Raw genomic sequence first — 21994 nt, 5'->3', positions numbered from 1 at the left:
GCTGCTGGGAAAATTGCCAGCCTCGGGCCGACCGGATGAAAATCTGGCGAAACTCGCCCCGTCAGACCTTAGTCCCGTATCCTTGAGGGATGGGAATACGGGAGATCACTCCAATCGAGGTGGCACAGCTGGCACCTCGAATAGTCGATCATATGGCGCGTATTCGGCTTGATTCCGGTTCCCTGCGGCCATCGTCGGAAGAGTCATTTAAGGACAGCCAGCTCAGCAGGTTCCGAGTGGGCACGCCGTGCAACTCGAAGATCTTCGTGACCGACGAACTTGATCAGTGGCTCTGGATCGATGACACCCTCGTGGAAGTTAACGTTCAGCCTCCCGTTGAGCCGTGGATCGATGCCTTGGCTGCGGTGACGGGCGGCAAAGAGATTCTGGTCCGCCGGTTCTCGAACGGGGATAGCCACGAGTTTTTCGATGCCCTGAACCTACGGGAAATCAACCATTACCTCACCGCGCAAGTTCGGCTCCTTGGCGGCCTGCAAGAGGAAGGGCAGGAGCCACTCGTTCGCACCGATGTATTCCTGCGCTCTATGAGCGCGGGGGAGTTGGGCGAATTCGCTGATGCGATATGTGAATCGTGGGGGAGGCATAGGGCCGTCGTCGATCTAAAAAGGTCTCCCGAGGAACTACGTAAGGACGCCGAACAAACCATGCGGCGCACGCTCTACGACGGTGTCTCAACCCCCGGCCACGAGGTATTCGCGATCTGCACGGACACGCAGGTGGTAGGCGGAATTTGGGCGGAAATTGACGGGAGCAACGCGAAACTCTGGCGGCTCTACATCTACCGGCCCTACCGCGGGCATTCGTATTCGCGTGGGGCTCTCATTGCGCTCGGGGAACGGCTGCGTAGCGAGGGTGCCAAGCGAGTGAGAACCGAGTTGCTGCCCACGCAAGACCATATCCGGGACGTATTCCAATCCGCGGGTTTCACACTCACTGAAAAGGTGGCGGGGGCATCCGTTTAGTGCAGGGCGTGCGGGCTAGAGCTCTAGGAACCGCATGAGGTCTGGCCACATGCGTGCGATCTGGGCCTCGCCGGCGTTGTAGTTGGCCTGAAGCTTCGCCACGTTCTTTTCGTGGTTGGACACCATCATTTTATCCGGGAAGTACAGCCACGCCCGGCCCTCGCGCTCCAGCTCGAACAGGCGGTCACGCGTGCGATTGTAGTGGTGCCAGCGGTTGATGAGGCCTTCGGCCACCGTGGGGTACTCGCGGAAGTATCGCCGGAAGAACTCTGGGCGCCTTGGCGCCGATTTCCGGTACGAGCGGGGACGAGTCATGACGACGACGAAGTTCTCGTAGCCATCACCCATCGCTGCATCCAGGTGAATGCCGCCTGAGGGGCCGAGGGCGCCGTCCATGTAGAGTTCGCCGTCCACCTCGATCGGGAGCATGAGGCCGGGCATCGTGGAGGAGGCGCGGACCTTCTGCATGAGGTCAGTTTGGCTTCGCATCGAAGCCTTATCCCAGTACTGCTCCTTGCCATCACTTACTCGATAGGCGCCAATGCGAAGGTTCGCCGGATGGTTTTGGAACGCCTCGTAGTTGTAAGACAGGGCTTGGCCCGGGGACGTTGCCGTTTCGTAGATGTATTCGGCATTGAAGTAGCCCTCGCCCTTGACGAACGTGTTGAGGCCGCCGATCTGGGGGCTACCTAAGAAATCTACCCAGCATTCTTTGGAACGCTGGACATCGCCGCCCATGTAATTAATGGAATTTGAGGAACCTGCCGAGATTCCGGACACGTGGGGGAACACGATGTTGTCTTTAATCAGGGATACGACCACGGGTGAGGTGCCGCTCGCGCGCATTCCGCCGCCCTCAAAAACAAGTGCAGTTTCGTCTAGCTTTGGCATGCCTCCATTGTATCTGGGCGGGCGTGGAGCGTGAGAGTATTCTCAGGAGCGGCCGGGAATCTGGAAGCTCCCGAGAGTAAGATAAGTGCGTGCCGTCAAATACCCGAGATCAGTTCCGTGCGCCCATTGACACCCCCGAAACCGAGGTTGCGCCGATTGCGCTGAGTGGTTCCGCGGGAGCTGTTGGTGTTAGTGGAGGCGCGGACGGCACCGCAAAGTCTGATGTGGGCGGTCTAATCGAGCCACCCGAATCACTCAACCGCAACCGCGCCTTCAACTTCTTGTGGGTCGGGGAAACGGCGAGTCAATTCGGCTTCCAGGTTGCCGGGCTCGCGACGTCCACCACGGCTATCGTAGTGCTGCATGCCACAGAGGGGCAGGTTGGGTTACTCAACGGCCTCCAAACACTTGCATTCCTCCTGATCGGACTACCTGCCGGTGCATGGGTGGATCGGTGGCGGAAGCGGCGGACGATGATCGTAGCCGATCTGGTGCGCATGGTGGCCCTTGCCTCCATCCCGATTGCGTGGGCGATGGATGCGCTGACGATCTACCACATGATGATCGTGGTGACAGTTTTCGGGTTTGGGACAGTCTTTTTCGATGTTGCCTATCAATCGCTAGTGCCGTCTATCGTGCATAATCGCCAGATTGGTCAGGCGAATGGGCGCCTAGAGGCATCCTTCCAGGTTGCGCGTGTAGGTGGTCCAGGGCTTGCCGGCTGGCTTATCGGAGTATTTAGCGCCCCTGTGACGTTTGGGCTGACCGTGGGGACCCTTGGCTTTTCGGCGGCGGCCATCGCTTCGATACCCGGGACGGAGCCGAAACCCGCAGCGCCCAAGGATACGGTGCTATGGCACCAAGTCCGTGACGGCATTAGCTACGTGAAGAACGAACCGCTTCTGGGCCCGCTATTCCTGTGCATCGCTTGCAACGCCCTGTTCGGTCAGGGCGTCTTCACGCTGCTGCCGGTACTGGCACTACGTGATATGGGGCTGGACGCTCAGACGCTCGGGACTCTTCTATCCTTCGGGGCTGTTGGCGGACTGATCGGTGCCGGGATCAATCGTCGGGTGGTGCGGCGCCTCGGGGATGGCCACACAATTGCGGCCTTCAGTATCATCGCGAGCCTTGTTAATTTCGGCCTGCCGTTTGCGGCGATGGCGGGGGCACATGGATGGATCGTGCTGGTGTGCGTGGGGTTTGTTCAGTCCTTGTTCCAAACCGTTTACAACATCGTTCAACTCAGCCTGCGCCAGCGGATTTGCCCCAAGCCGCTGCTCGGGCGCCTGAACGCCACCTTCCGGTTTGCCGTATGGGGCGTGATGCCGATCGGTTCGGTTTCTGCCGGGCTGTTGGCGGGCGCTATCGGGGTAGTTCCCGCGATGTTCGTGTTCTTGACGGGCACGCTTCTGGCGTCAATCGCCATGACGTTCACTCCGGTGGCCAAGCGGAACCGGATCGGTTAACCTCCGGACGGGTTTTACGGGCGTGACGGGAGGCCACGAGACGTGGAGCGTACGTGAGGAAACGTCGTCGTTGTTGAAAACAATCCTCCTCTGAGAGTTGACGCTGTTCCGGGAGAAGTGGAGAAGGCGCTGCGATTACTTGCGCCAGTAGCCACAAAAGTCGATACGGTTCTTTCGCAAGCCATCCTTCAGGCAGATCTGCCGGGCGGCAAGGACGAAATCGCTCTCCCCAACGATGTATGCATCGGACTCAGGATCGAGCGTGATGCTGCGCAGCGCCTCAAGAGCTGCCTGCCCCGACCGTCCGTTCCGGAATACCCAGATGGGGTCGATAGGGAGTCCGCGGACGTCGCCGGGCTGAGGAACTTCCAAAATACACTGCGTGTTGTTGGGATCGAGGCTGTGCAGGATCCCCTCGGCGCCGGGTAGCCCCGTCTCGTCAGACACGAGGAGGAGAGGGGATCGGCCGTGTGTACTAAAGATGCAGCCCTGATCGAGGAAGCCGAGTTCGTCGCCGGGCTTGGTGCGAAGTGCCCAGCGGGCGGCCTCGCCCTCTACCTGCCCCGATTGTCCGCGGTGAAGCACGAAGTCAACGTCGAACTGCCAAGTGGAGCCAGATTTGCGCGCCTCACGGATCGTGTAGTTACGGACGATTGGAGGGTGTTCTAGTGCGGTGAGCCGCTGGTACCAGCCGTCAAGGCCGCCATAGGGCAACTCAAGAGGACTGGAACCAGCAGCGAAAAACAACCGGAACCAGTGATCGAATCCGAAGTAGGTGAACTCCTGATCGAATTCGGGATCTGTGCTTTGGATAGTGACTCGCTGAAAGGAGGGAGAGATCCTCCGTGATTCATAGACGCGAAACTTGCGCACACTGGCCTGCTGAGGCTTCCTGGGCGTGATCTGTTCGGCGTGTTGAGTCATAGGCTTCTTCTGATATCCGGCTTGTTTCTGTACTACTGAACTGCATCCTCGATCAGCGGTGTGAATTCATCCAACGCATACTCGAGCGATGCTGGGGTGCCCAGCGAGAAGGCGGTGGAAAGGTCACCGTCAATCACGATCGAACGTCCATCTTCGACGGCGGGAATCATCTGCCATCCCGCATCCTCAGTAATCTCGGTCTTATCGATGTAGATGGGGAAGCCAACGAGGAGGTCAGCGTCCAGCAGCTCAAGCTCCTCGCCGGAAACGGAGACACTCCACCCATTGTCATTCACTGGGAGATCCAACAGTGTGGGATTCTGCTCGAATCCGAGATTCTCGAAGAAATCTACGCGGCCGTCATTGACGTATGCGCCCCAGCCCTCGCTGGTACGTGTGGCAACAGTGATCGTCTTGCCCTCCCACTCGGGGTGGGCTTCCTTCGCATCGGTGAATGTCTGGGCCAGGTCGTCGAGTAGAGCTTGGCCCTCTTCCGGCTGCCCAAGAGCGGAGGAGATCATCTCAACCTGCTGGTCACGGGTTGCGAGCCATGAATCGCCACCTTCGGGAACGCCCACTGTAGTGGCGATGCTGGAAAGGCGATCGTAACGCTCCTGATCACCGGAGCTGCGTACATCAAGGATCAGATCGGGCTCGAGTTCCGCGATTGCCTCATAAGAAGGATCGAGGGTACCGATGATTTCGGGTGCCTCATCATAGAGTCCCTCAGCCCACGGGCCCACACCTTCGCCACCAAACTCTAGCCAGTCCGATGCCCCGACGGGCTGAGCGCCAAACGCGAGCGCGAGTTCGGCATCTCCCCACCCCAGGGCAACAATGCGCTGTGGCTGTTCCGTAATCTCTACCGAACCGAACTTTGTGTCGATGCTCACGGGATAAGCGTCACCGGAGGCTGCGGTGGGCGTGCTCGTTTCGTTTGAATTGCCGCTGTCCGAGGAGGAACAACCGGCAAGGGACAACGCCGTAGTGGCCAGTATTGCGGCGGAGATAGCGCGTAAACGCATGAAAAGATCCATTCGTCATAGGACTTAACTCTGAGAGCAAGGACGGAGTTAGGGTACCCTGTCTTGCGTGACATTATCGAATGAGGGCATCGGATTCAAGGGCCCGAACGGAGCGCAGACGGCAACGCCAAATGCTGTTGAACCCGTTGGCTTACCACGCAAGCATGTGCCGGCTCACCGCCGGGTCCTCATGCTGCCCATCGTTGTTATCGGGTTGGCCGCGCTCGTCGTTCTCAGTGTGGCCATCGGCGCCAAATCTATCCCGATCAGCGATGTTCTGGAGGCGCTGGGCCCGGGTTCAGACCCGAACAATGCCCACGTTATTTGGGGCCTTCGCGTACCCCGCACAGTCGTTGGGCTATGCGTGGGTGTTGCGCTAGGGGTGTCCGGAGCGCTCATTCAGGCCCTGACCCGCAATCCACTGGCTGACCCAGGGATTCTTGGGGTGAACGCGGGAGCCTCCTTCTTTGTTGCGCTGGGCGTAGCGGTATTTGGGGTCACGACGATCAACGGGCAGGTGTGGCTGGCCTTTGCGGGAGCTCTGGTGGTGACCGTGGCCGTGTACCTTGTGGGATCAGCGGGTAGAGGCGGTACGGATCCGGCCAAGCTCACCTTGGCGGGGGTGGCCCTGAGTGCCGTCTTGAGCGGACTCGTGAGCGCCATGACTCTGCTGGACCCCAAGGCGTTCAACGAAATGCGCTACTGGAACGTGGGCAGCATTGTTAATCGCGGCTGGGACGTGCTTGTTCCTGTACTTCCCTTCCTCGGGGCGGGGCTAGTACTCGCCGTTATCGCGGCCTCTTCGCTCAACGCCATCGCACTCGGGGATGATCTGGCGCGATCACTTGGTACGAACGTTGCCCTCGTTCGGGTTCTCGTGGTTCTGGCCGTCACGCTGCTCGCTGGTGGGGCCACGGCCGTCGCGGGGCCGATCGGGTTCATCGGGCTCATGATTCCTCACATTGCTCGCTGGATCACGGGGCCAGATCAGCGTTGGATCCTGTTGTACACCATTCTCCTTGCGCCTTCCCTCATGCTGGCCTCGGACATCGTTGGTCGCATCGTCCAATGGCCAGCCGAATTCCCTGTAGGTATCGTGACGTCCTTCATTGGAGCGCCCGTCCTCATTGTGCTGGTGCGTAGGAAGAAGGCGAGCGCACTGTGAGCACTTCAATTGATTTCGGCTACCGCTCAGTCTTGGTGCGCCGCGGCTCCTTCTCGGCTCGCTGGTCCATGCGCAGTGCGGTCGTATGCACGGTCCTGATCGGCGTCACACTCATCGCCTCTGCGTGTTCGCTAGCTCTGGGCGATTACACGCTGAGCCTGCCTGAGGTTTGGGCAGCGCTCATCAATTCGCCGGATGCGGGTTTTGCTCATACTGTCGTGGTGGAATGGAGACTGCCTCGGGTACTTGCGGCAGCCATCTTTGGGGCTGGGCTTGGAGCTGCGGGTGCGATGTTCCAATCGCTCACCCGAAACCCGCTAGCTTCCCCGGACATCATCGGATTCTCCACGGGTGCCTACACCGGCGCCCTCGTGGTGATCATCCTGATGGGTGGGACGTATCTGGAACGCGCTGGCGGCGCCCTCATCGGCGGAATTCTCACTGCGGGGCTCGTGTACCTGCTCGCATGGCGCCAGGGTGTGCAAGGTTTCCGCCTCATCATCATTGGGATCGCCGTTTCCGCCATGCTCGGCTCTTTCAACACGTGGCTCATGCAGTCCGCCAAGCTTGAAGTCGCGTTGAGCGCTGCGGTGTGGGGTGCGGGGTCACTTAACGGGATTGGTTGGGAACAAGCCCTGTGGGGCGGGTTGCTCATCGTCGCGTTGTTGGTGGGAGGATCCGCACTGGGGCCTGGGTTACGCCAATTAGAGTTGGGCGACGACGCCGCAGCGGCCACCGGAACCCGCGCAGAGCCGGTGCGCCTAGCCATCATGGTGATAGGTGTTGCGCTCACAGCGGTGGTCACGGCGGCCGCCGGGCCCATTGCGTTCGTAGCCCTCGCTGCGCCACAGATCGCGCGGCGGCTGACCCGCAGTCCTGGCGTGACTGTTGCTCCCGCTGCCTGCATGGGGGCCATGCTTCTAGTTGTGGCAGATCTTTGCGCCCAGCACCTCCTGCCTACGATGCTGCCCGTTGGGGTTGTGACGGTTGTGATTGGGGGCGGGTACCTTGTGTGGCTTATTGTTCGCGAGGCGCGGCGCAGGATCTAGCGTCGTGTCGGAAAAGTCCGAGAAGTCCGAGAAACTCACCCGTACGATGAACGCTGATCGGCTGTCTATCAGCCGAAGGAAAGGGGATTAGCCATGACGCTGCCTACGGCAACTTCCCAGACGCCCGGCCCAGTTGCTGGCCACGAGGACCGGCTGCGGGTGGAGAACGCCACGATCGGCTATGACAAGCGGATTGTCTCGGAGGAACTGTCCGTCTCCATCCCAGACAAGTCCTTCACAGTGATCGTGGGACCGAACGCCTGCGGTAAGTCCACTCTTCTCCGTGGTCTCAGCAGGCTGTTGCAACCTAGTGCTGGCGAAGTTGTTCTGGACGGTCAAGATATTCACTCCTACCGCGCCAAGGACGTAGCCAAGAAGGTGGGTCTTCTTCCCCAGAGCTCGATCGCCCCGGATGGGATTACGGTGGCGGATCTGGTTGCTCGCGGACGCCATCCTTACCAGAGGCTTATTCGGCAGTGGACGGAAGATGACGAGCAGGCCGTTGCCGAGGCGATGGAGGCCACCGGCGTGACGTCGCTATCCGGCAGGCTCGTGGATGAGCTTTCCGGTGGGCAGCGCCAACGCGTGTGGGTGGCCATGGCTCTGGCCCAGCAGACCGAGATCCTCCTGCTTGACGAGCCCACCACCTTCCTCGACATCACCTATCAGATCGAGCTACTCGAGCTGCTGACGGATCTGAATCAGGCTGGCCGTACCCTCATCGCAGTGCTGCACGATCTCAATCACGCGGCTCGCTACGCCACTCACCTCATCGCCATGCGCGATGGGCGGATCATGGCAGAGGGTGCGCCACGAGAAATCGTGACCGCCGAGCTTGTGGAGGAAGTATTCGGACTGAAATGCCTAGTTGTGCCCGATCCTGTTGTGGGGACGCCTCAGGTGATCCCGCTGGGCCGCAGCCGCTAGCCCACTTGGCCGTGCGTTCAACCCGAAATAGCGTGGCCTGAGGGTATATAACACTCAGGCCCCGCCATACGGAGTTATAACGGCGAAGGGGCGCCTAGTGAAGCGCGCGGTTATACCGCAGTGAGTTGACCTTGCAGGAGCATTCGGTGGCGATGTTGATATCACGGGCCAGCTTTCCCTCGGCGCGCAGCTCCAACAAGCGCGGCACAACGCGATCGCGTAGGCTCCATGGATCGATGGTGTTTACGTAGATCTTAGTGCCACCTTCGAATCCGGCAAGTGTGGATACACGCCACTTGATGTGGATGCGCCACGGCATGCGAACGTCCAGATCGAGCGGCTGGCAGTACCATTCTTCGTTGGTCGGGATATGCGGGCCGGTCGCGGCGTGCATGGCGTGAACCAGATCGGAGACGTCACGCAGTTCTTCGTTGGAGTGTTCCCACGGCTGGCAGTTGGCCGAACGCGACCATACTTCGAGCGTGGGGTAGCGATGCCCAAACCCGGCAATGGCCACGGCGTTCTTGTTCTCGGCAATCACTAGGTTCTGGAAGCCGGCATAATCAACGGCTACCTCGTTATACAGGTTCGGGTTCTCGCGGACTTTCTGGGTCTCCATCCGCGCGTTGACGGAGCGCTCATCGATAGCCACGAGCTGCTTATGGAGGTGATCGAAGGAGGCGCCAGCAGGCTTGAGCCAGTTCTGAAAGACTTGCACATATTTGGCGTAGCGATTGGCATCGTAGATATCACGCATGGCGTCCACTGTCATTCGCATGTACCACAGGTGCTCCAACGGGCTCAGAGTCCCCGAGGATGCCAGCTGGGACGAATCCTTTGCGCCCTCTGAAAAGTGCCGTCGCGCCACTACCAGATCGTGGCACCCACCGAAGAACGGCTTGGCCGCCTCTAGCTGCTCCCATTCGGATAGTTTTTCTCCCATGTGCTTGCGCTCAACCACCGAGAGAACGTGGGCCCTCCCGGCCGGGTCAGACAGGTACCGTTCCATCCGCTCCTGCGCGGAAACGGGCATCTGGTACCCATAGTTCTTCGCCCAGTAATCGTAGGAGACGATCTCAAATAGATTCGGAATTCGCCGAAACTCCCAGGGCTCGGCCAGATCGTCCACCCGCGTCCCGCGGCGAATTTTCCCGGTATCGCCATCGCGGACAATGCGCGCCTTCTCGGGCGGGGTCTCCAGCACGCGCTCAGAACAGAACGAGCAGGTGCTCTCAGGATTCTCAATCGGCTGGGCATCGGGGACGGCTACCGCGAGAGGACGATTCGCACGCCCGGGCACCGTCCACACCTCAGTTCCCGAGAAAGGATTGAGCTGCTTGATCGTGCCGTCTGCCATCGTGGTCAGCTGGGGAGCAATTTGCATAGCTTAAGCCTAGTCCTCAATTGGAGGGTGGGTTGGAGGCGTGGTTCGTCGTGGTAAAAAGCCAACTACCGGCGCGCAAGGTCAGCCGCGCCGATAATCCCGGCCTCGTTGCCCAGCGTAGCCACACCAACAGGGATGGCTGGGCGGAAGCTGCTCGCGGTCAGCGAATCGGCGAGTGAGCGGCGCGTCGGGTCAAGCAGAAGATCTCCGGCCTCGCATACTCCGCCAGCCAGCACGAACATCTCCGGGTCCAGCACTGCGGCAAGATCGGCCATACCCTTCCCCATATAGTGCCCGATCTGCTCGAAACACTTGATGGAGAGAGGATCGCCCTCCTGTGCTGCCTGCGTCACCATAATCCCGGAGATTCCTTCTGGAGTGCCGCCGGCCAGCTCCAGCAGCCGCGCCGCCACCGTGGGGGATTCGGTGGCGAACTCCCGGGCCGTGCGCACGAGCGCGTTACCCGAGGCATAGGCCTCCCAGCATCCCTTGAGCCCACAGCCGCACAGCTTGCCCTCCGGGACCAGCCCGATGTGCCCGATCTCTGTGGCAAACCCGTGCGATCCGCGCAACAGCTCATCGTTGATAATGACGCCGCCGCCGATCCCGGTTCCTACCGTCACGATAATGGCGGACTTCGTTCCGGCCGCTGCGCCGAACTTAAATTCAGCCCACGCAGCTGCGTTCGCATCATTTTCAACGACGACGGTCCGTCCCGTCCTCTCCGACACCCTGACCGCGAGGGGTTCGTTGCGCCACGCAAGATTCGGAGCAAACACCACGGACTTGCGGGCGGCATCCACGAACCCCGCCGCGCCAATTCCGATCGACACCACCTCGTAGGACTTCTCGAGCTCTGCGACACATTCGGTGATCACTCTCACCACAGAATCTGGATCCCCGGCAGGGGTAGGTTTGCGGACGTAGGCAAGCATCTCGCCTTCGTCTGACACCGCTCCCGCTGCGATCTTCGTGCCGCCAACATCTACGCCGATTGTTACGCTCATGGGTACTAGTCTATGGGAGAATAGACGTCTTTGTTTACCGATGAAAGAGTCGGCAAGCAGTCGAAGCAAATAGTCGAAGAGTGGTATCAGACCGGTCAAAGATCGGTGGAAGACCAATAGAAGGAAGGGCCTCAGTGAAGCTAAGCCGCCAGTATTCGGGTGTCATGATTCTCGTGATTGTTCTGGTTGCGCTGAATCTGAGGCCGGGGCTCACGGCGGTTGGGCCCGTGACTCAGTACATTCAAGCCGATACCGGGCTTAGCACGCCCGGTATGGGGTACCTTGCGTCGGTTCCCGTTCTGTGTATGGGTTTGGGCGCGCTGGTGACGCCGTGGGTGATTCGGAGGCTTGGCCTTGACGTAACGGTTGTTGTGGGACTCAGCGCGCTCGCGGTTGTTATCCTCGTGCGGTCATTTGTGCCCGGGGTGGGCCTGTGGATCGGGACCGTTGGGATCGGGCTTGCTATCGGTATCCTCAACACCACGTTGCCTCCCATCATTAAGCGCGACTTTCCCACACGAGCTGCCACTGTGACGGGGATTTACTCGGCCACCCTTACGCTCAGCTCCGCCATCGCCGCGGGGATCGTCGTGCCCATTACCGGGGCCACTTCGTGGAAGATTGGGCTCGGGTGTTGGGCGCTCATGGCGGGTATCGGGTTGTGTGCTTGGTTGTATTCCATGCGGATGCGCAGCGTGTTCGACGGGGGCCCGGCTGAAGCTGGAAGTACTGGTGGAGCCGGAAGTATTGGCGATGCTGGTGGGGGCGGCGACGCCCGCAGCGGCGAGGCTCGTGACAGCGGTGAGCCTGTGGGAATGAGCGATGAAACCACGGTGGCCGAGGATCTTGGTTTGGAGTTGCCCAACCTCGAAACCGGCGTGGATGCGCAGCTGCCGGGAGGGGAGAGCATGGACTCTGACTACTCGGGTGCGCTCGCAGCGGCGCGGCGCAATATTCTGACGATCCCGTTAGCATGGGCGGTCACGGCTTTCATGGGAACCCAGAGCCTACTGTTCTACATGTTTGTGCAGTGGCTTCCCGAGATCGAGCAATCGCACGGGGTCAGCGCGGAGGCTGCCGGATTGCACATGTCCTTTTTCCAGATTGCTGGTCTGGTTGCCACTCTGACTCTCACTGCGGTTCAGGGTGAGCGCCGGGATCAGCGCCTCAGCGCGGTCGTTTCCTGTTCGTTATGGATCGTCGGTCTTGCCGGGTTCCTCATTGCACCCGGAATCGCCGTGGTGTGGACGATCATCATGGGTGGTGGTTCTGGGGCTACCTTTGCGCTCAGCCTCACCTTCATTAATACGCGCACGCGTACCTCTCAGGAGTCATCGCGGCTTTCTGGCATGAGCCAGTCCGTGGGATACATGATCGCGTCAGTGGGGCCAACTATCGGAGGCTCGCTCGGCGACGCACTCGGGTGGAACGCGGTGATCGCTGTGGCTATCGCGCTGGCGGCGATTGTGATGGGGATCGGGATGATTGCCGGTAGCGATCGTAAGATTTAAGACTGTGGGTCCTGCCTTGCCCTCCCGAGCCTCTGTGAGCCAATCCTCAGATCACGTGCCTTGGAAGAGTGTTAATTGGGTAAAAGCATGGTAAATGGCGTGATCTAGCTAATTAGGGTTGTGCGTAGTGGGCTCTCGAGGCATAGACTCGAACCGTACCTAGGGTTTTCTCAGGTACTTGTGCCTAGGGATTTTCAACGGGGAGTTCCTAGACTTCTGCCCGGGCCAACCTGACCCGAGTAAACCACCTACGAAAATGAGAGTTTCAATGGAGCAGCAAAACTCTACTGAGATTCCTTCCTACACACCTGAGGAAGAGAAACTCGTCATCCGCAATAAGGCGGGTGTACCGGTTGGAGTAAAGCCGGAGAACAAGTGGACGTGGAAAAAGGTTCTCCTCTGGGTGCTCATCACTGCACTCGGTGTAACTGGATGGACCATTCTAGCGATCGTTCGCGGTGAAGAAGTCAACACCATTTGGTTCGTCATTACGGCGGTCTGCACGTACGCGATCGCGTATCGTTTCTATGCGCTCTACATTCAGCGCAAGATCATGCGGCCGGACGATTCAAATGCAACCCCGGCAGAGCGTGTCAACAACGCTAAGGATTACGATCCAACCCACCGCGTGGTCCTCTACGGGCATCACTTCGCGGCCATCGCAGGAGCCGGCCCTCTCGTGGGCCCCGTGCTCGCAGCTCAGATGGGTTACCTGCCCGGCACACTGTGGATCATCTTCGGTGTGTGCGTTGCGGGAGCCGTCCAGGACATGCTGGTTCTATTCTTCTCGATGCGTCGGGGCGGGCGTTCGCTCGGCCAGATGGCTGTGGACGAAATCGGCAAGGTTGGCGGCACGGTTGCCACCATCATCGTTTTGGTTATGCTCATGATCGTGCTCGCGGTTCTCGCGATGATCTGCGTGAATGCGCTAGCCGAATCCCCATGGGGCGTTTTCTCCGTGGGTTGTACAATCCCGATCGCGATCTGCATGGGCTTGTGGCTCCGATTCGTCCAACCCGGCAAGATCACGCAAGTGTCCATCGTAGGCTTCGCAGCCCTCATGGCTGTGATTATCGGTGGCCGCTGGGTTGCCGAATCTGACTTCGGCCAGCAGTACCTCCACCTGTCCCCAACGGCGCTCGTGTGGTGCATGGTGATTTACGGGTTCTTCGCAGCCGTTCTTCCAGTGTGGGTACTGCTCACGCCGCGTGATTACCTCTCCACCTTCATGAAGGTGGGAACCATTCTGGTTCTGGCCGTGGGTATCATCGTTGTTCGCCCCATCGTGGAGATGCCGGCGGTCACTGAGTTCGCATCGAACACGGACGGGCCGGTTTTTGCTGGAACACTCTTCCCGTTCCTCTTCATTACCATCGCGTGTGGTGCCCTATCTGGTATGCACGCTACGGTCTCTTCAGGAACCACCCCGAAGATGATTCAGAAGGAAAGCCAAGCTCGAATGATCGGCTATGGCGGCATGCTCATGGAGTCCTTCGTAGCCGTCATGGCGCTTGCTGCAGCGGCCTCTCTTAACCAGGGCATCTACTTCGGCATGAATACGTCGGAGGCAACTATCGATAACCTCGCCGGCACGGCGATCACCGAAACAACTGACAACCGTGATGATATTACGGCAGAGGCCGTCAAGAACCTTGGCGTGACTGACGCCCACGGTGACTCGATCCGGGCCGCGTGGGATTCGTGGGACGAGGATGGCAACGACAAGGTCTACTATGACGGTGAAGCCTTTGAATCCCTAGCCAACGATGTGGGCGAACCCCACGTCACCTCCCGTACCGGCGGTGCGCCAACCCTCGCGGTGGGCATCGCACACATCCTCCACCAAATCGGTGGAGGCCGGACGATGATGGGCTTCTGGTACCACTTTGCCATCATGTTTGAAGCGCTCTTCATCCTTTCGGCAGTGGACGCGGTGACCCGAGTGGCACGCTTCCAAGTATCCGATGCCTTTGGTGCCTTCAACAAGAAGTTCCGCGATCCGTCTTGGCGCGTGGGTGCATGGATCTCCACCGCGCTCGTTGTGGCCGCCTGGGGCTCGCTGCTCCTCATGGGCGTGACGGATCCGAGAGGCGGTATCCAGACCCTGTATCCGCTCTTCGGTATCGCGAACCAGTTGATAGCCGCTGTGGCATTGCTGTTGTGCTGCGTTGTGGTTGTCCGCAAGGGATACACGAAGTGGCTGTGGATCCCGGCAATTCCGTTCGTCTTCGATACGGCGGTCACGTTTACGGCGTCGTGGCAGAAGATCTTCTCCACGGATCCGGCCATCGGCTACTGGCAGCAGTGGCGCGACGCCCGCGCCCTGCGCGACACGCTCACGGATCCCGAGGCGATCTCGATCCAAGGTGACATTATCCGCAACACCTTCATCCAAGGAACCATGTCCATCATCTTCCTTGTATGCGTGGCGTTTGTGATTGTGTGCGCCTGCATTCGGATGGTCCGCACGTGGCAAACCAAGGACACCACTACGTCCGAGGATCCGCATCGGGCCTCGAACTTCTTCGCACCTGCTAGCCTGTTTGCTACCAAGTTGGAGAAGAAGCTCAACAAGGAATACGAAGTTGTGGGCGATCCGGCTCTCATTCCTGGCAAGAGTACGGAACACGCCGAATAGCGGCGTGGAAATGCAATTTGGCGGCAGCGACACGATGGAGGTCCGCGATGGACATACGGACGAAGCTAAGTGAATGGCGCGCTCTATGGCGCGATTTCACCGGCGAATCGGCCTATGACCATTACGTGACGCGGCATCGGCGCGAGCACCCGGATCACGAGCCGATGTCCGAACGCGAATTCTGGCGCGACCGCGCCAAGTTCGACGAGGAGAACGTCTCAACCGGCTGCTGCTAGCCGAACAAGTTGTGGGCCCCGAGGAGTGAAAGCTTCCCGGGGCCCACTCAATCCTCAACGAGCGGGACAAAACGGTACTGCCCATGATCAGTGACTTCGATCTGGCCGCCCCGGCGCCGCACCCGCTTCATCGTGGTGGCTACCGGGATCACCATGATGCCGTCATCGGCAAGCTGATCAACCAGTGATTGGGGTATTCGTGGCGCGGTGGCCGAAACGAGTATTCGGTCAAACGGTGCTTCATCCGGCGCTCCAAGTATGCCCGCGGTTGCCTCGTCGATGCGGGCGTTGTCCTCTACGTAAAAGCTGAGTGCCTCCCGTGCCGGTCCGATCAGATTGGCGTTGCGCTCCAACCCAATCACCGTCCCCGCTCCTCCGGTGAGGTACGCCAATAACGCTGTTGTCCAGCCGGAGCCCGCACCCACATCGAGTATACGGTGGCCCGGATGTACCTCTAGGAGCCTGAGCATTTCGGCAACAGTATACGGCTGCGAGTTGGTTTGGCTTTCGCCGATGGGCAGTGGGCCGTCATAGTGAGCCAGATGTTTGATGGATTCTGGGAGGAAATCTGCGCGGGAGACTTCGCGCATTGCTGTTGTCACGGCGTCACTCATTGCTCAACCCTTTCGCGCGGTGTTGGGCGTCTTGCCGTCAAGTTTACTGGGGTGGTGCCTGCCTGACTACATGGTAGGAACGGACCATTGTCAGAACCGAGGAGGATCTTTGTGCGGTAGGTTTAATCACATTGAATGAGGCTGCACGGTTCCCGACCTAGTTCGCGATGCGGTTCTTGATCGGGTTCGGCCCCAGCCCTTTTCGGATCATATTGATAGGAGAATAGGATGCTCATTGGCGTTCCCACAGAGGTGAAGAACAACGAGTATCGCGTGGCAGCAACCCCTGCCGGCGTTGGCGAACTGGTTGCGCTAGGACACGAGGTTCTCGTAGAGAAAGGCGCTGGCCTTGGCTCCGCCTTTGAGGACGCTGAGTACGCTACCGAAGGTGCTCAGATCGTTGAGAGTGCCGAAGAGGTTTGGGCGCGCTCCGAGATGATTCTCAAGGTCAAGGAACCCATCGCGAGCGAGTATTCCTTGATCCGCGAGGATCACATCATCTTCACCTATCTACACCTAGCTGCAGATCGCCCACTCACTGAGGCGCTCGTTGCCTCCGGTGCCACGGCAATCGCATACGAAACTGTCCAGTTGGCGAATCACAGCCTCCCGCTGCTATCCCCGATGTCCGTGATTGCCGGACGCCTTTCTGCGCAGGTTGGCGCGAATCAGTTGATGAAGACGAATGGCGGACGCGGTCTGCTTCTGGGCGGGATCCCTGGTGTTCCTCGCGGTCGCACCGTGGTTGTTGGTGGAGGAACCGCCGGAGAGAATGCCGCAGCCAACGCGCTGGGGCTAGGCGCTGAGGTTACGATTCTGGATGTGAACTTGCCGCGGTTGGCGGAGTTGGAAGCGCGGTTCGATGGTCACATCACCACTCTCCGCTCCTCGCCTCACACCGTGGCAGAGGCCGTGCAGGATGCGGATCTGGTGATCGGATCGGTGCTCATTCCTGGTGCGGCAGCGCCCAAGTTGGTGACCGACGATATGGTTGCTGGGATGAAACCTGGGTCAGTCCTTGTTGATATTGCCATCGATCAGGGTGGTTGCTTCGAAGGATCGCGGCCAACCACGCATGATGATCCCACGTATGCAGTCCATAACTCGACTTACTACTGCGTGGCGAATATGCCTGGTGCCGTGCCCCGAACGAGCACCATTGCTCTGACCAACGCGACCATTTCCTACGCTATCGCGATTGCAGAGAAGGGGTGGGAGCAAGCTGTTGCCGATGACAAGGCACTGGCCAAAGGGCTCAACATACAAGGTGGCAAGGTTGTTAACAGGGCGGTTGCGGCCGCGCACGGCTTGCAGGTTGGCTAGTCTCGCACGGGATTATCGATCTGAATAAGTTCGTGGGAGAAGGCCTGAGGTGCCCCATGAAGAAGCCAACGCTCTCTGTCACGAAATTATGCAGGCCTTTACACGGTTTGCGCCACGCCACTACCTAGTGAGGTGGCGCAAACCCGCAGTGGGGCTAGCCGCTACGATGTGACCATGGGTATCGCATCCGAGACAGGGCACCTACGCCAAGTGATCGTTCACCGGCCGGGCAATGAGCTAGCGCGGGTAACCCCTTCCACGATGGATTCGCTTCTCTACGATGACGTCCCGTGGGTTGAGAAGGCTCAATCGGAGCATGATGGATTCGCCGATGTTCTCCGGGGCGAAGGAGCCGAAGTCCTCTACCTTGAGGAGCTGCTTGCACGGGCGCTCACAAACCCGGACGCCCGCGAATACGCGATTGAGACCACCTTTGATCCGCGCTCCTACGGCGTCGCGGTAGCTGGTGCACTCGCGGATTATGCCTCGACTTTGACTACCGAAGCGCTGGCGGAGCTGCTGATCTGCGGGCTCACAAAGGATGAGCTGGCCGCGGCCGGTCACGCTCCGGGCTCGCTTTATCTGGAGACCCTCGGCCCGGGGGACATGACGTTCTCTTGCCTCCCAAACCACCTCTTCACGAGGGATTCCTCAGCGTGGATATACGATGGCGTTTCCGTCCATTCGCTGAATCGCCGCGCCCGGCGCCGGGAGACGGTGAACATGACGATCATTTACACTTGGCATCCGATGTTTGCCGGAACACGCAAGTGGAACAATGGGACGGCGGATGGTCCGGCGGCGATTGAGGGCGGGGACATTGCGGTGCTCAATGATGAAACTGTCTTGATCGGCGTATCGGAGCGTACAACGCCGCAGGGAGTGGAGCGCCTTGCCGCGCAGCTCTTCGCCACAAGCTCGGCCAAGCGTGCCGTGGCGCTCAACGTTCCAAAAACCCGCGCATTTATGCACCTTGATACCATCCTCACCATGGTGGATCCAGAGTCTTTTCTGGTATACCCGGGCTTGTTGGAGTCAATGGTCCTCACGCCGGCGTCAGCCGGGCGCATCGACGTCTCAACCCACGCCCCAGAAGACATGTGGGATGTGATCGCGCAGGCTATGGGCGTCGGTTCCGTGCGCGTCCTGACCCCGGACGCCTCATCTACGCAGACCGAGCGTGAACAGTGGCACGATGGCTTTAACGTTCTAGCCACGAGCCCTGGTCGGGTGATCGCATATCAACACAACACGCTGTGCAATGAATATCTACGTTCCAACGGCATCGAGGTTCTGGAGATCTCGGGGAGTCAGCTGGGCCGAGGCCGCGGCGGCCCGCGCTGTATGAGCTGCCCAACGGACCGTGACGCCTTCTAGTCCCGAATATCCAGAGATATGACGCAGTCTTGGGGAGGAGGCGCAATCTCTGGGGAACGGCATGGACCTGAGCGAACCGAGGACACGCCGCTAGCCCCGGGATAGCATAAAGATGCGCCGCACGGGAGGTGTGTCAGCAAGGGTCCGTGCGGCGCAACTTAGTTTGTTGGTATTCAGTTATGCTTTCTGCCGAGCTTTTCTAGCCTCAGCGAATGCCTTCATATCCTCTTCGGAGTACGGGCCCTGAACGGTTCCCGCTTCGCTAGATTTGCGATTCCAAGCAACGGACATCCCGTCCTTCGAACCGAATCGTGCCAGATGGACTCCAACAATCTCTTCGAGACGTTCGGTCTCGGAATCGTCAGAAGTCAGCTCCAGCTTGAGGGCATCGGCGCCAGCGGAGAGTTCAACTCTTCCCCGGCCATTGAAGTCAAGATATCCGGATTGTCCGGTCCACTCACCCGAAATTTTGCGGCTCATGTGGCCGACGAGTTGCTTGCCGTACCGCTCTGCGCGATCCGTGGCTACAACAGCTACCGACTCCATTAACGCTCCTTTCGGGTTAGGTGTTCCTAACTTCACGAATATCGTGACACAAACGTTGCGTAAATGGAACCCCCTCCGCCATATGTCTTGCCTCACATTCGCCCACGCTGTGACGAATAAGCCATGGGCGATCAGGGCATGGAACGAGAAGGTCGTCGTCGCCAAAAATCCCCGAAATATCGCCAAATCGTAACTGTTGGGAATAGAACTGGTCTATCCAAAGTTGAGTATGGTGGACTCAAGAATGGAAGAGCCTAGTGGACATAGGTTCTTCCGCCAGACAAACTAATAACGTAGCGCCGCGCGAGCGGCTTGGTAAGACAAGGAGAATCAAATGGCACGTGCAGTAGGTATTGATCTTGGTACAACGAACTCTTGCGTAGCAGTTCTGGAGGGCGGCGAGCCCACAGTTATCGCGAACGCCGAGGGTTCGCGGACTACCCCATCGGTGGTGGGTTTCCTCAAGACCGGCGAGGTTGTTGTAGGAGAAGTTGCCAAGCACCAGGCCGTCACGAACGTTGATCGGACGATTTCGTCCGTCAAGCGCCACATGGGCACCGATTGGTCCGTGACCATCGATGACACTAAGTACACCCCGCAGCAGATTTCCGCCTTCATCCTGCAGAAGCTCAAGAAGGATGCGGAAAGCTACCTCGGCGAATCCGTCACGGACGCAGTTATCACCGTCCCGGCCTACTTCAACGACGCTCAGCGTCAGGCCACGAAGGACGCTGGCTCCATCGCGGGCCTGAACGTCCAGCGCATCGTCAACGAGCCCACCGCCGCGGCTCTGGCCTACGGCCTCGAAAAGGGCAAGGAAGACGAAGAGATCCTCGTTTTCGATCTTGGTGGCGGTACGTTCGACGTTTCGCTGCTGGAAGTTGGGAAGGACGACGACGGATTCTCCACCATTCAGGTGCGCGCCACATCCGGTGATAACAAGCTGGGTGGCGATGACTGGGATCAGCGCGTTGTTGACTGGCTGGTTCAGCAGGTGAAGGCATCCTCCGGCGTGGATCTTTCCAAGGATAAGATCGCGCTGCAGCGTTTGCGTGAGGCCGCTGAGAAGGCGAAGAAGGAGCTTTCTTCGGCCACTACAACGAACGTGTCACTGCCCTACATCTCGATGTCCGCCGATGGCACCCCGCTGCACGTGGATGAGACTCTCACTCGCGCGAAGTTCGAGGACATGACCAAGGATCTGTTGGAGCGGACCAAGGCTCCGTTCCACAACGTGATTCGCGATGCTAGCGTCAAGATCGGCGAGATCGATCATGTGGTTCTGGTGGGCGGTTCCACTCGTATGCCTTCCGTAACCCAGGTTGTTAAGGATCTGACCAATGGCCGCGACCCCAACAAGGGCGTGAACCCCGATGAGGTTGTTGCAGTTGGAGCAGCCCTGCAGGCCGGCGTTATCACCGGTGACCGCAAGGACGTGCTGCTCATTGACGTGACGCCGCTTTCCCTGGGTATCGAGACCAAGGGTGGCATCATGACCAAGCTCATCGAGCGCAACACTGCTATCCCGACCAAGCGGTCCGAAACCTTCTCTACCGCTGAGGACAACCAGCCCTCCGTGGCGATCCAGGTATTCCAGGGCGAGCGCGAGTTCACCCGCGACAATAAGCCGCTTGGAACGTTCGAGCTGACCGGAATTGCTCCGGCTCCGCGTGGGCTGCCGCAGGTTGAGGTCACCTTCGATATCGATGCCAACGGAATCGTGCACGTGTCCGCTACCGATAAGGGAACGGGCAAGGAGCAGTCCATGACCATTACCGGTGGATCTGCTCTGCCGAAGGAAGACATCGATCGCATGGTCAAGGAAGCCGAAGCGCACGCTGCAGAAGACGCCGCGCGCCGCGAGGAAGCCGAGACCCGCAATCAGGCCGAGCAGACCGTGTACTCCATCGATCAGCTCCTCAAGGACAACGCCGATAAGCTGCCGGATAACGTTGCAACCGACGTTCGTGAAGCAGCCGACAAGGTCCGTGAGGCGCTGAAGGGCGAGGACGTGGACGCCATCAAGACGGCTCTGGACGAACTCAACGAGAAGTCGCAGGCCATTGGCCAAGCACTGTACTCCGCCGCTCAGGCCGAGGGTGCGGATGCTGGCGCTGGTGCTGAGGGCTTCACCGAGGCCGGTGCCGCTGGGCAGGCCGGCTCCGATGATGACGTTGTAGACGCCGAAATCGTAGACGATGAGGATGATACTAAGTGAGTGAAGAGAACCAACAGGTTCCCGGAGATCGCGAGGATTGGACTGCTGACGAGGCGGCTGCGGACGGCACTGAGTCTGTAGGTGCCGGTGCTGAAGGCGCTGGCACCGCGGCTCAGGCGGGCCCGGATGTTTCGGGTGAGGCGGGGGATTCTGACGAATCGACTGAATCCGATGAGTCCACCGATTCCGCCGAGGAACTGACCGATCCGCTCAGCGAGGCGATGAATACCATCTCGTCGCTGGAGGATCAGCTCGCTCGGGCTCGCGCCGATGTGTACAACGTCCAGCAGGAGTACAACGCCTACGTGCGCCGCTCCAAGCAAGAGGGCGTGACACGCAAGGAAGAAGGCGTCGCATCAGTGATCGACAACCTTCTGCCGGTGCTCGACGATGTTGAGCTGGCGCGTCAGCACGGAGATCTCGAGGGACCTACCGGACAGATTGCCGAGAAGATCGAACAGATCCTCCTCACCAATTATCAGGTGGAGCGCTTCGGCGCCGAGGGGGACGAATTCGATCCGAATATTCACGAGGCGCTCATGCATCAGACTTCGGACGAAGCAACGTCCGAGACTGTGTTCGCGCTGATTCAACCGGGATATCGTCAGGGCGAGAAGCTTTTGCGCGCTGCACGCGTTGGAGTGGTATCCCCTGAGTAAGAACTGTTGGTGCGCCACCTTATTGGGTGGCACACCATTCGAAGGAGG

Annotated in this window: 19 protein-coding genes; 12 read left to right on the top strand and 7 right to left on the bottom strand. The window is 59.5% G+C overall.

The window, feature by feature from the left end:
- The first annotated feature begins 89 nt into the window (after window positions 1-89).
- Complete coding sequence (locus DD236_RS08750; RefSeq protein ID WP_109093983.1) at window positions 90-983, top strand: GNAT family N-acetyltransferase; 894 nt, start codon at window positions 90-92, stop codon at window positions 981-983.
- 15 nt (window positions 984-998) lie between these two features.
- Here the strand turns inward: DD236_RS08750 and DD236_RS08745 are convergent, their stop codons facing one another.
- The gene (locus DD236_RS08745) at window positions 999-1874 is read right to left on the bottom strand and encodes a patatin-like phospholipase family protein (protein ID WP_109093982.1); all 876 of its coding nucleotides are present in this window, start codon (window positions 1872-1874) and stop codon (window positions 999-1001) included.
- An 89-nt stretch (window positions 1875-1963) separates the two neighbouring features.
- Here DD236_RS08745 and DD236_RS08740 point away from each other — a divergent pair, with 89 nt between their 5' ends.
- Complete coding sequence (locus DD236_RS08740) at window positions 1964-3343, top strand: MFS transporter (protein ID WP_243410173.1); 1380 nt, start codon at window positions 1964-1966, stop codon at window positions 3341-3343.
- Between the two features lie 135 nt (window positions 3344-3478).
- Here DD236_RS08740 and DD236_RS08735 read toward each other — a convergent pair whose 3' ends face one another.
- Window positions 3479-4267, bottom strand: a complete 789-nt coding sequence (locus tag DD236_RS08735; RefSeq protein WP_109093981.1) for a siderophore-interacting protein — start codon at window positions 4265-4267, stop codon at window positions 3479-3481.
- A gap of 32 nt (window positions 4268-4299) precedes the next feature.
- Window positions 4300-5292, bottom strand: coding sequence for an iron-siderophore ABC transporter substrate-binding protein (locus tag DD236_RS08730; protein ID WP_109093980.1), 993 nt, complete (start codon window positions 5290-5292; stop codon window positions 4300-4302).
- Between the two features lie 67 nt (window positions 5293-5359).
- Here DD236_RS08730 and DD236_RS08725 point away from each other — a divergent pair, with 67 nt between their 5' ends.
- From DD236_RS08725 to DD236_RS08715, 3 genes are all read left to right on the top strand, one after another.
- Window positions 5360-6457, top strand: coding sequence for a FecCD family ABC transporter permease (locus tag DD236_RS08725; RefSeq protein ID WP_243410171.1), 1098 nt, complete (start codon window positions 5360-5362; stop codon window positions 6455-6457).
- Entirely contained in the window at window positions 6454-7506 is a 1053-nt protein-coding gene (locus DD236_RS08720; protein WP_243410169.1) for a FecCD family ABC transporter permease, read from the top strand. The genes DD236_RS08725 and DD236_RS08720 overlap by 4 nt, the downstream gene beginning before the upstream one ends.
- Window positions 7507-7599: 93 nt before the next feature.
- The gene (locus DD236_RS08715) at window positions 7600-8433 is read left to right on the top strand and encodes an ABC transporter ATP-binding protein (protein WP_109093979.1); all 834 of its coding nucleotides are present in this window, start codon (window positions 7600-7602) and stop codon (window positions 8431-8433) included.
- Between the two features lie 94 nt (window positions 8434-8527).
- On the opposite strand, the gene DD236_RS08710 is transcribed toward DD236_RS08715, so the two are convergent.
- A complete protein-coding gene (locus DD236_RS08710) occupies window positions 8528-9817 on the bottom strand; it encodes a DUF4921 family protein (RefSeq protein ID WP_207785762.1) in 1290 nt (429 codons plus the stop codon).
- A gap of 65 nt (window positions 9818-9882) precedes the next feature.
- Window positions 9883-10824 carry an ROK family glucokinase gene (locus DD236_RS08705; protein ID WP_109093978.1) on the bottom strand — a complete coding sequence of 314 codons (942 nt, stop codon included), beginning with the start codon at window positions 10822-10824 and terminating at the stop codon, window positions 9883-9885.
- Window positions 10825-10958: 134 nt separating this feature from the next.
- Here DD236_RS08705 and DD236_RS08700 point away from each other — a divergent pair, with 134 nt between their 5' ends.
- The 3 genes from DD236_RS08700 to DD236_RS08690 all read left to right on the top strand — a co-directional run bounded on the left by DD236_RS08700 (window position 10959) and on the right by DD236_RS08690 (window position 15209).
- Window positions 10959-12335 (top strand): MFS transporter, encoded by a 1377-nt coding sequence (locus tag DD236_RS08700; RefSeq protein WP_109093977.1) that lies wholly within the window; start codon window positions 10959-10961, stop codon window positions 12333-12335.
- Between the two features lie 268 nt (window positions 12336-12603).
- On the top strand, window positions 12604-14973 hold the full coding sequence (locus DD236_RS08695; RefSeq protein ID WP_109093976.1) for a carbon starvation CstA family protein: 2370 nt from the start codon (window positions 12604-12606) through the stop codon (window positions 14971-14973).
- A 47-nt stretch (window positions 14974-15020) separates the two neighbouring features.
- On the top strand, window positions 15021-15209 hold the full coding sequence (locus DD236_RS08690) for a YbdD/YjiX family protein (protein WP_109093975.1): 189 nt from the start codon (window positions 15021-15023) through the stop codon (window positions 15207-15209).
- A gap of 47 nt (window positions 15210-15256) precedes the next feature.
- Here the strand turns inward: DD236_RS08690 and pcm are convergent, their stop codons facing one another.
- On the bottom strand, window positions 15257-15823 hold the full coding sequence (gene pcm, locus DD236_RS08685) for a protein-L-isoaspartate O-methyltransferase (protein WP_109093974.1): 567 nt from the start codon (window positions 15821-15823) through the stop codon (window positions 15257-15259).
- Between the two features lie 228 nt (window positions 15824-16051).
- On the opposite strand from pcm, the gene ald reads away from it, so the two are divergent.
- Together ald and DD236_RS08675 are read left to right on the top strand one after the other, a co-directional pair.
- Window positions 16052-17146 (top strand): alanine dehydrogenase, encoded by a 1095-nt coding sequence (gene ald, locus DD236_RS08680; RefSeq protein ID WP_109093973.1) that lies wholly within the window; start codon window positions 16052-16054, stop codon window positions 17144-17146.
- Window positions 17147-17320: 174 nt separating this feature from the next.
- A complete protein-coding gene (locus DD236_RS08675; RefSeq protein ID WP_109094102.1) occupies window positions 17321-18523 on the top strand; it encodes an arginine deiminase in 1203 nt (400 codons plus the stop codon).
- A 177-nt stretch (window positions 18524-18700) separates the two neighbouring features.
- Here the strand turns inward: DD236_RS08675 and DD236_RS08670 are convergent, their stop codons facing one another.
- Entirely contained in the window at window positions 18701-19069 is a 369-nt protein-coding gene (locus DD236_RS08670) for a DUF2218 domain-containing protein (RefSeq protein ID WP_109093972.1), read from the bottom strand.
- Between the two features lie 334 nt (window positions 19070-19403).
- On the opposite strand from DD236_RS08670, the gene dnaK reads away from it, so the two are divergent.
- Together dnaK and DD236_RS08660 are read left to right on the top strand one after the other, a co-directional pair.
- A complete protein-coding gene (dnaK, locus tag DD236_RS08665) occupies window positions 19404-21287 on the top strand; it encodes a molecular chaperone DnaK (protein WP_109093971.1) in 1884 nt (627 codons plus the stop codon).
- Window positions 21284-21946: a nucleotide exchange factor GrpE gene (locus DD236_RS08660; RefSeq protein WP_109093970.1), complete on the top strand. Its 663-nt coding sequence runs from the start codon at window positions 21284-21286 to the stop codon at window positions 21944-21946. The genes dnaK and DD236_RS08660 overlap by 4 nt, the downstream gene beginning before the upstream one ends.
- The last annotated feature ends 48 nt before the right edge of the window (window positions 21947-21994 follow it).

The sequence above is a fragment of the Ancrocorticia populi genome, assembly GCF_003123745.1.
In the GTDB taxonomy this organism is placed as follows: domain Bacteria; phylum Actinomycetota; class Actinomycetes; order Actinomycetales; family Actinomycetaceae; genus Ancrocorticia; species Ancrocorticia populi.
Note: the sequence above shows the minus strand (reverse complement) of the source record. Positions and strands in the feature narration are given on the sequence as shown.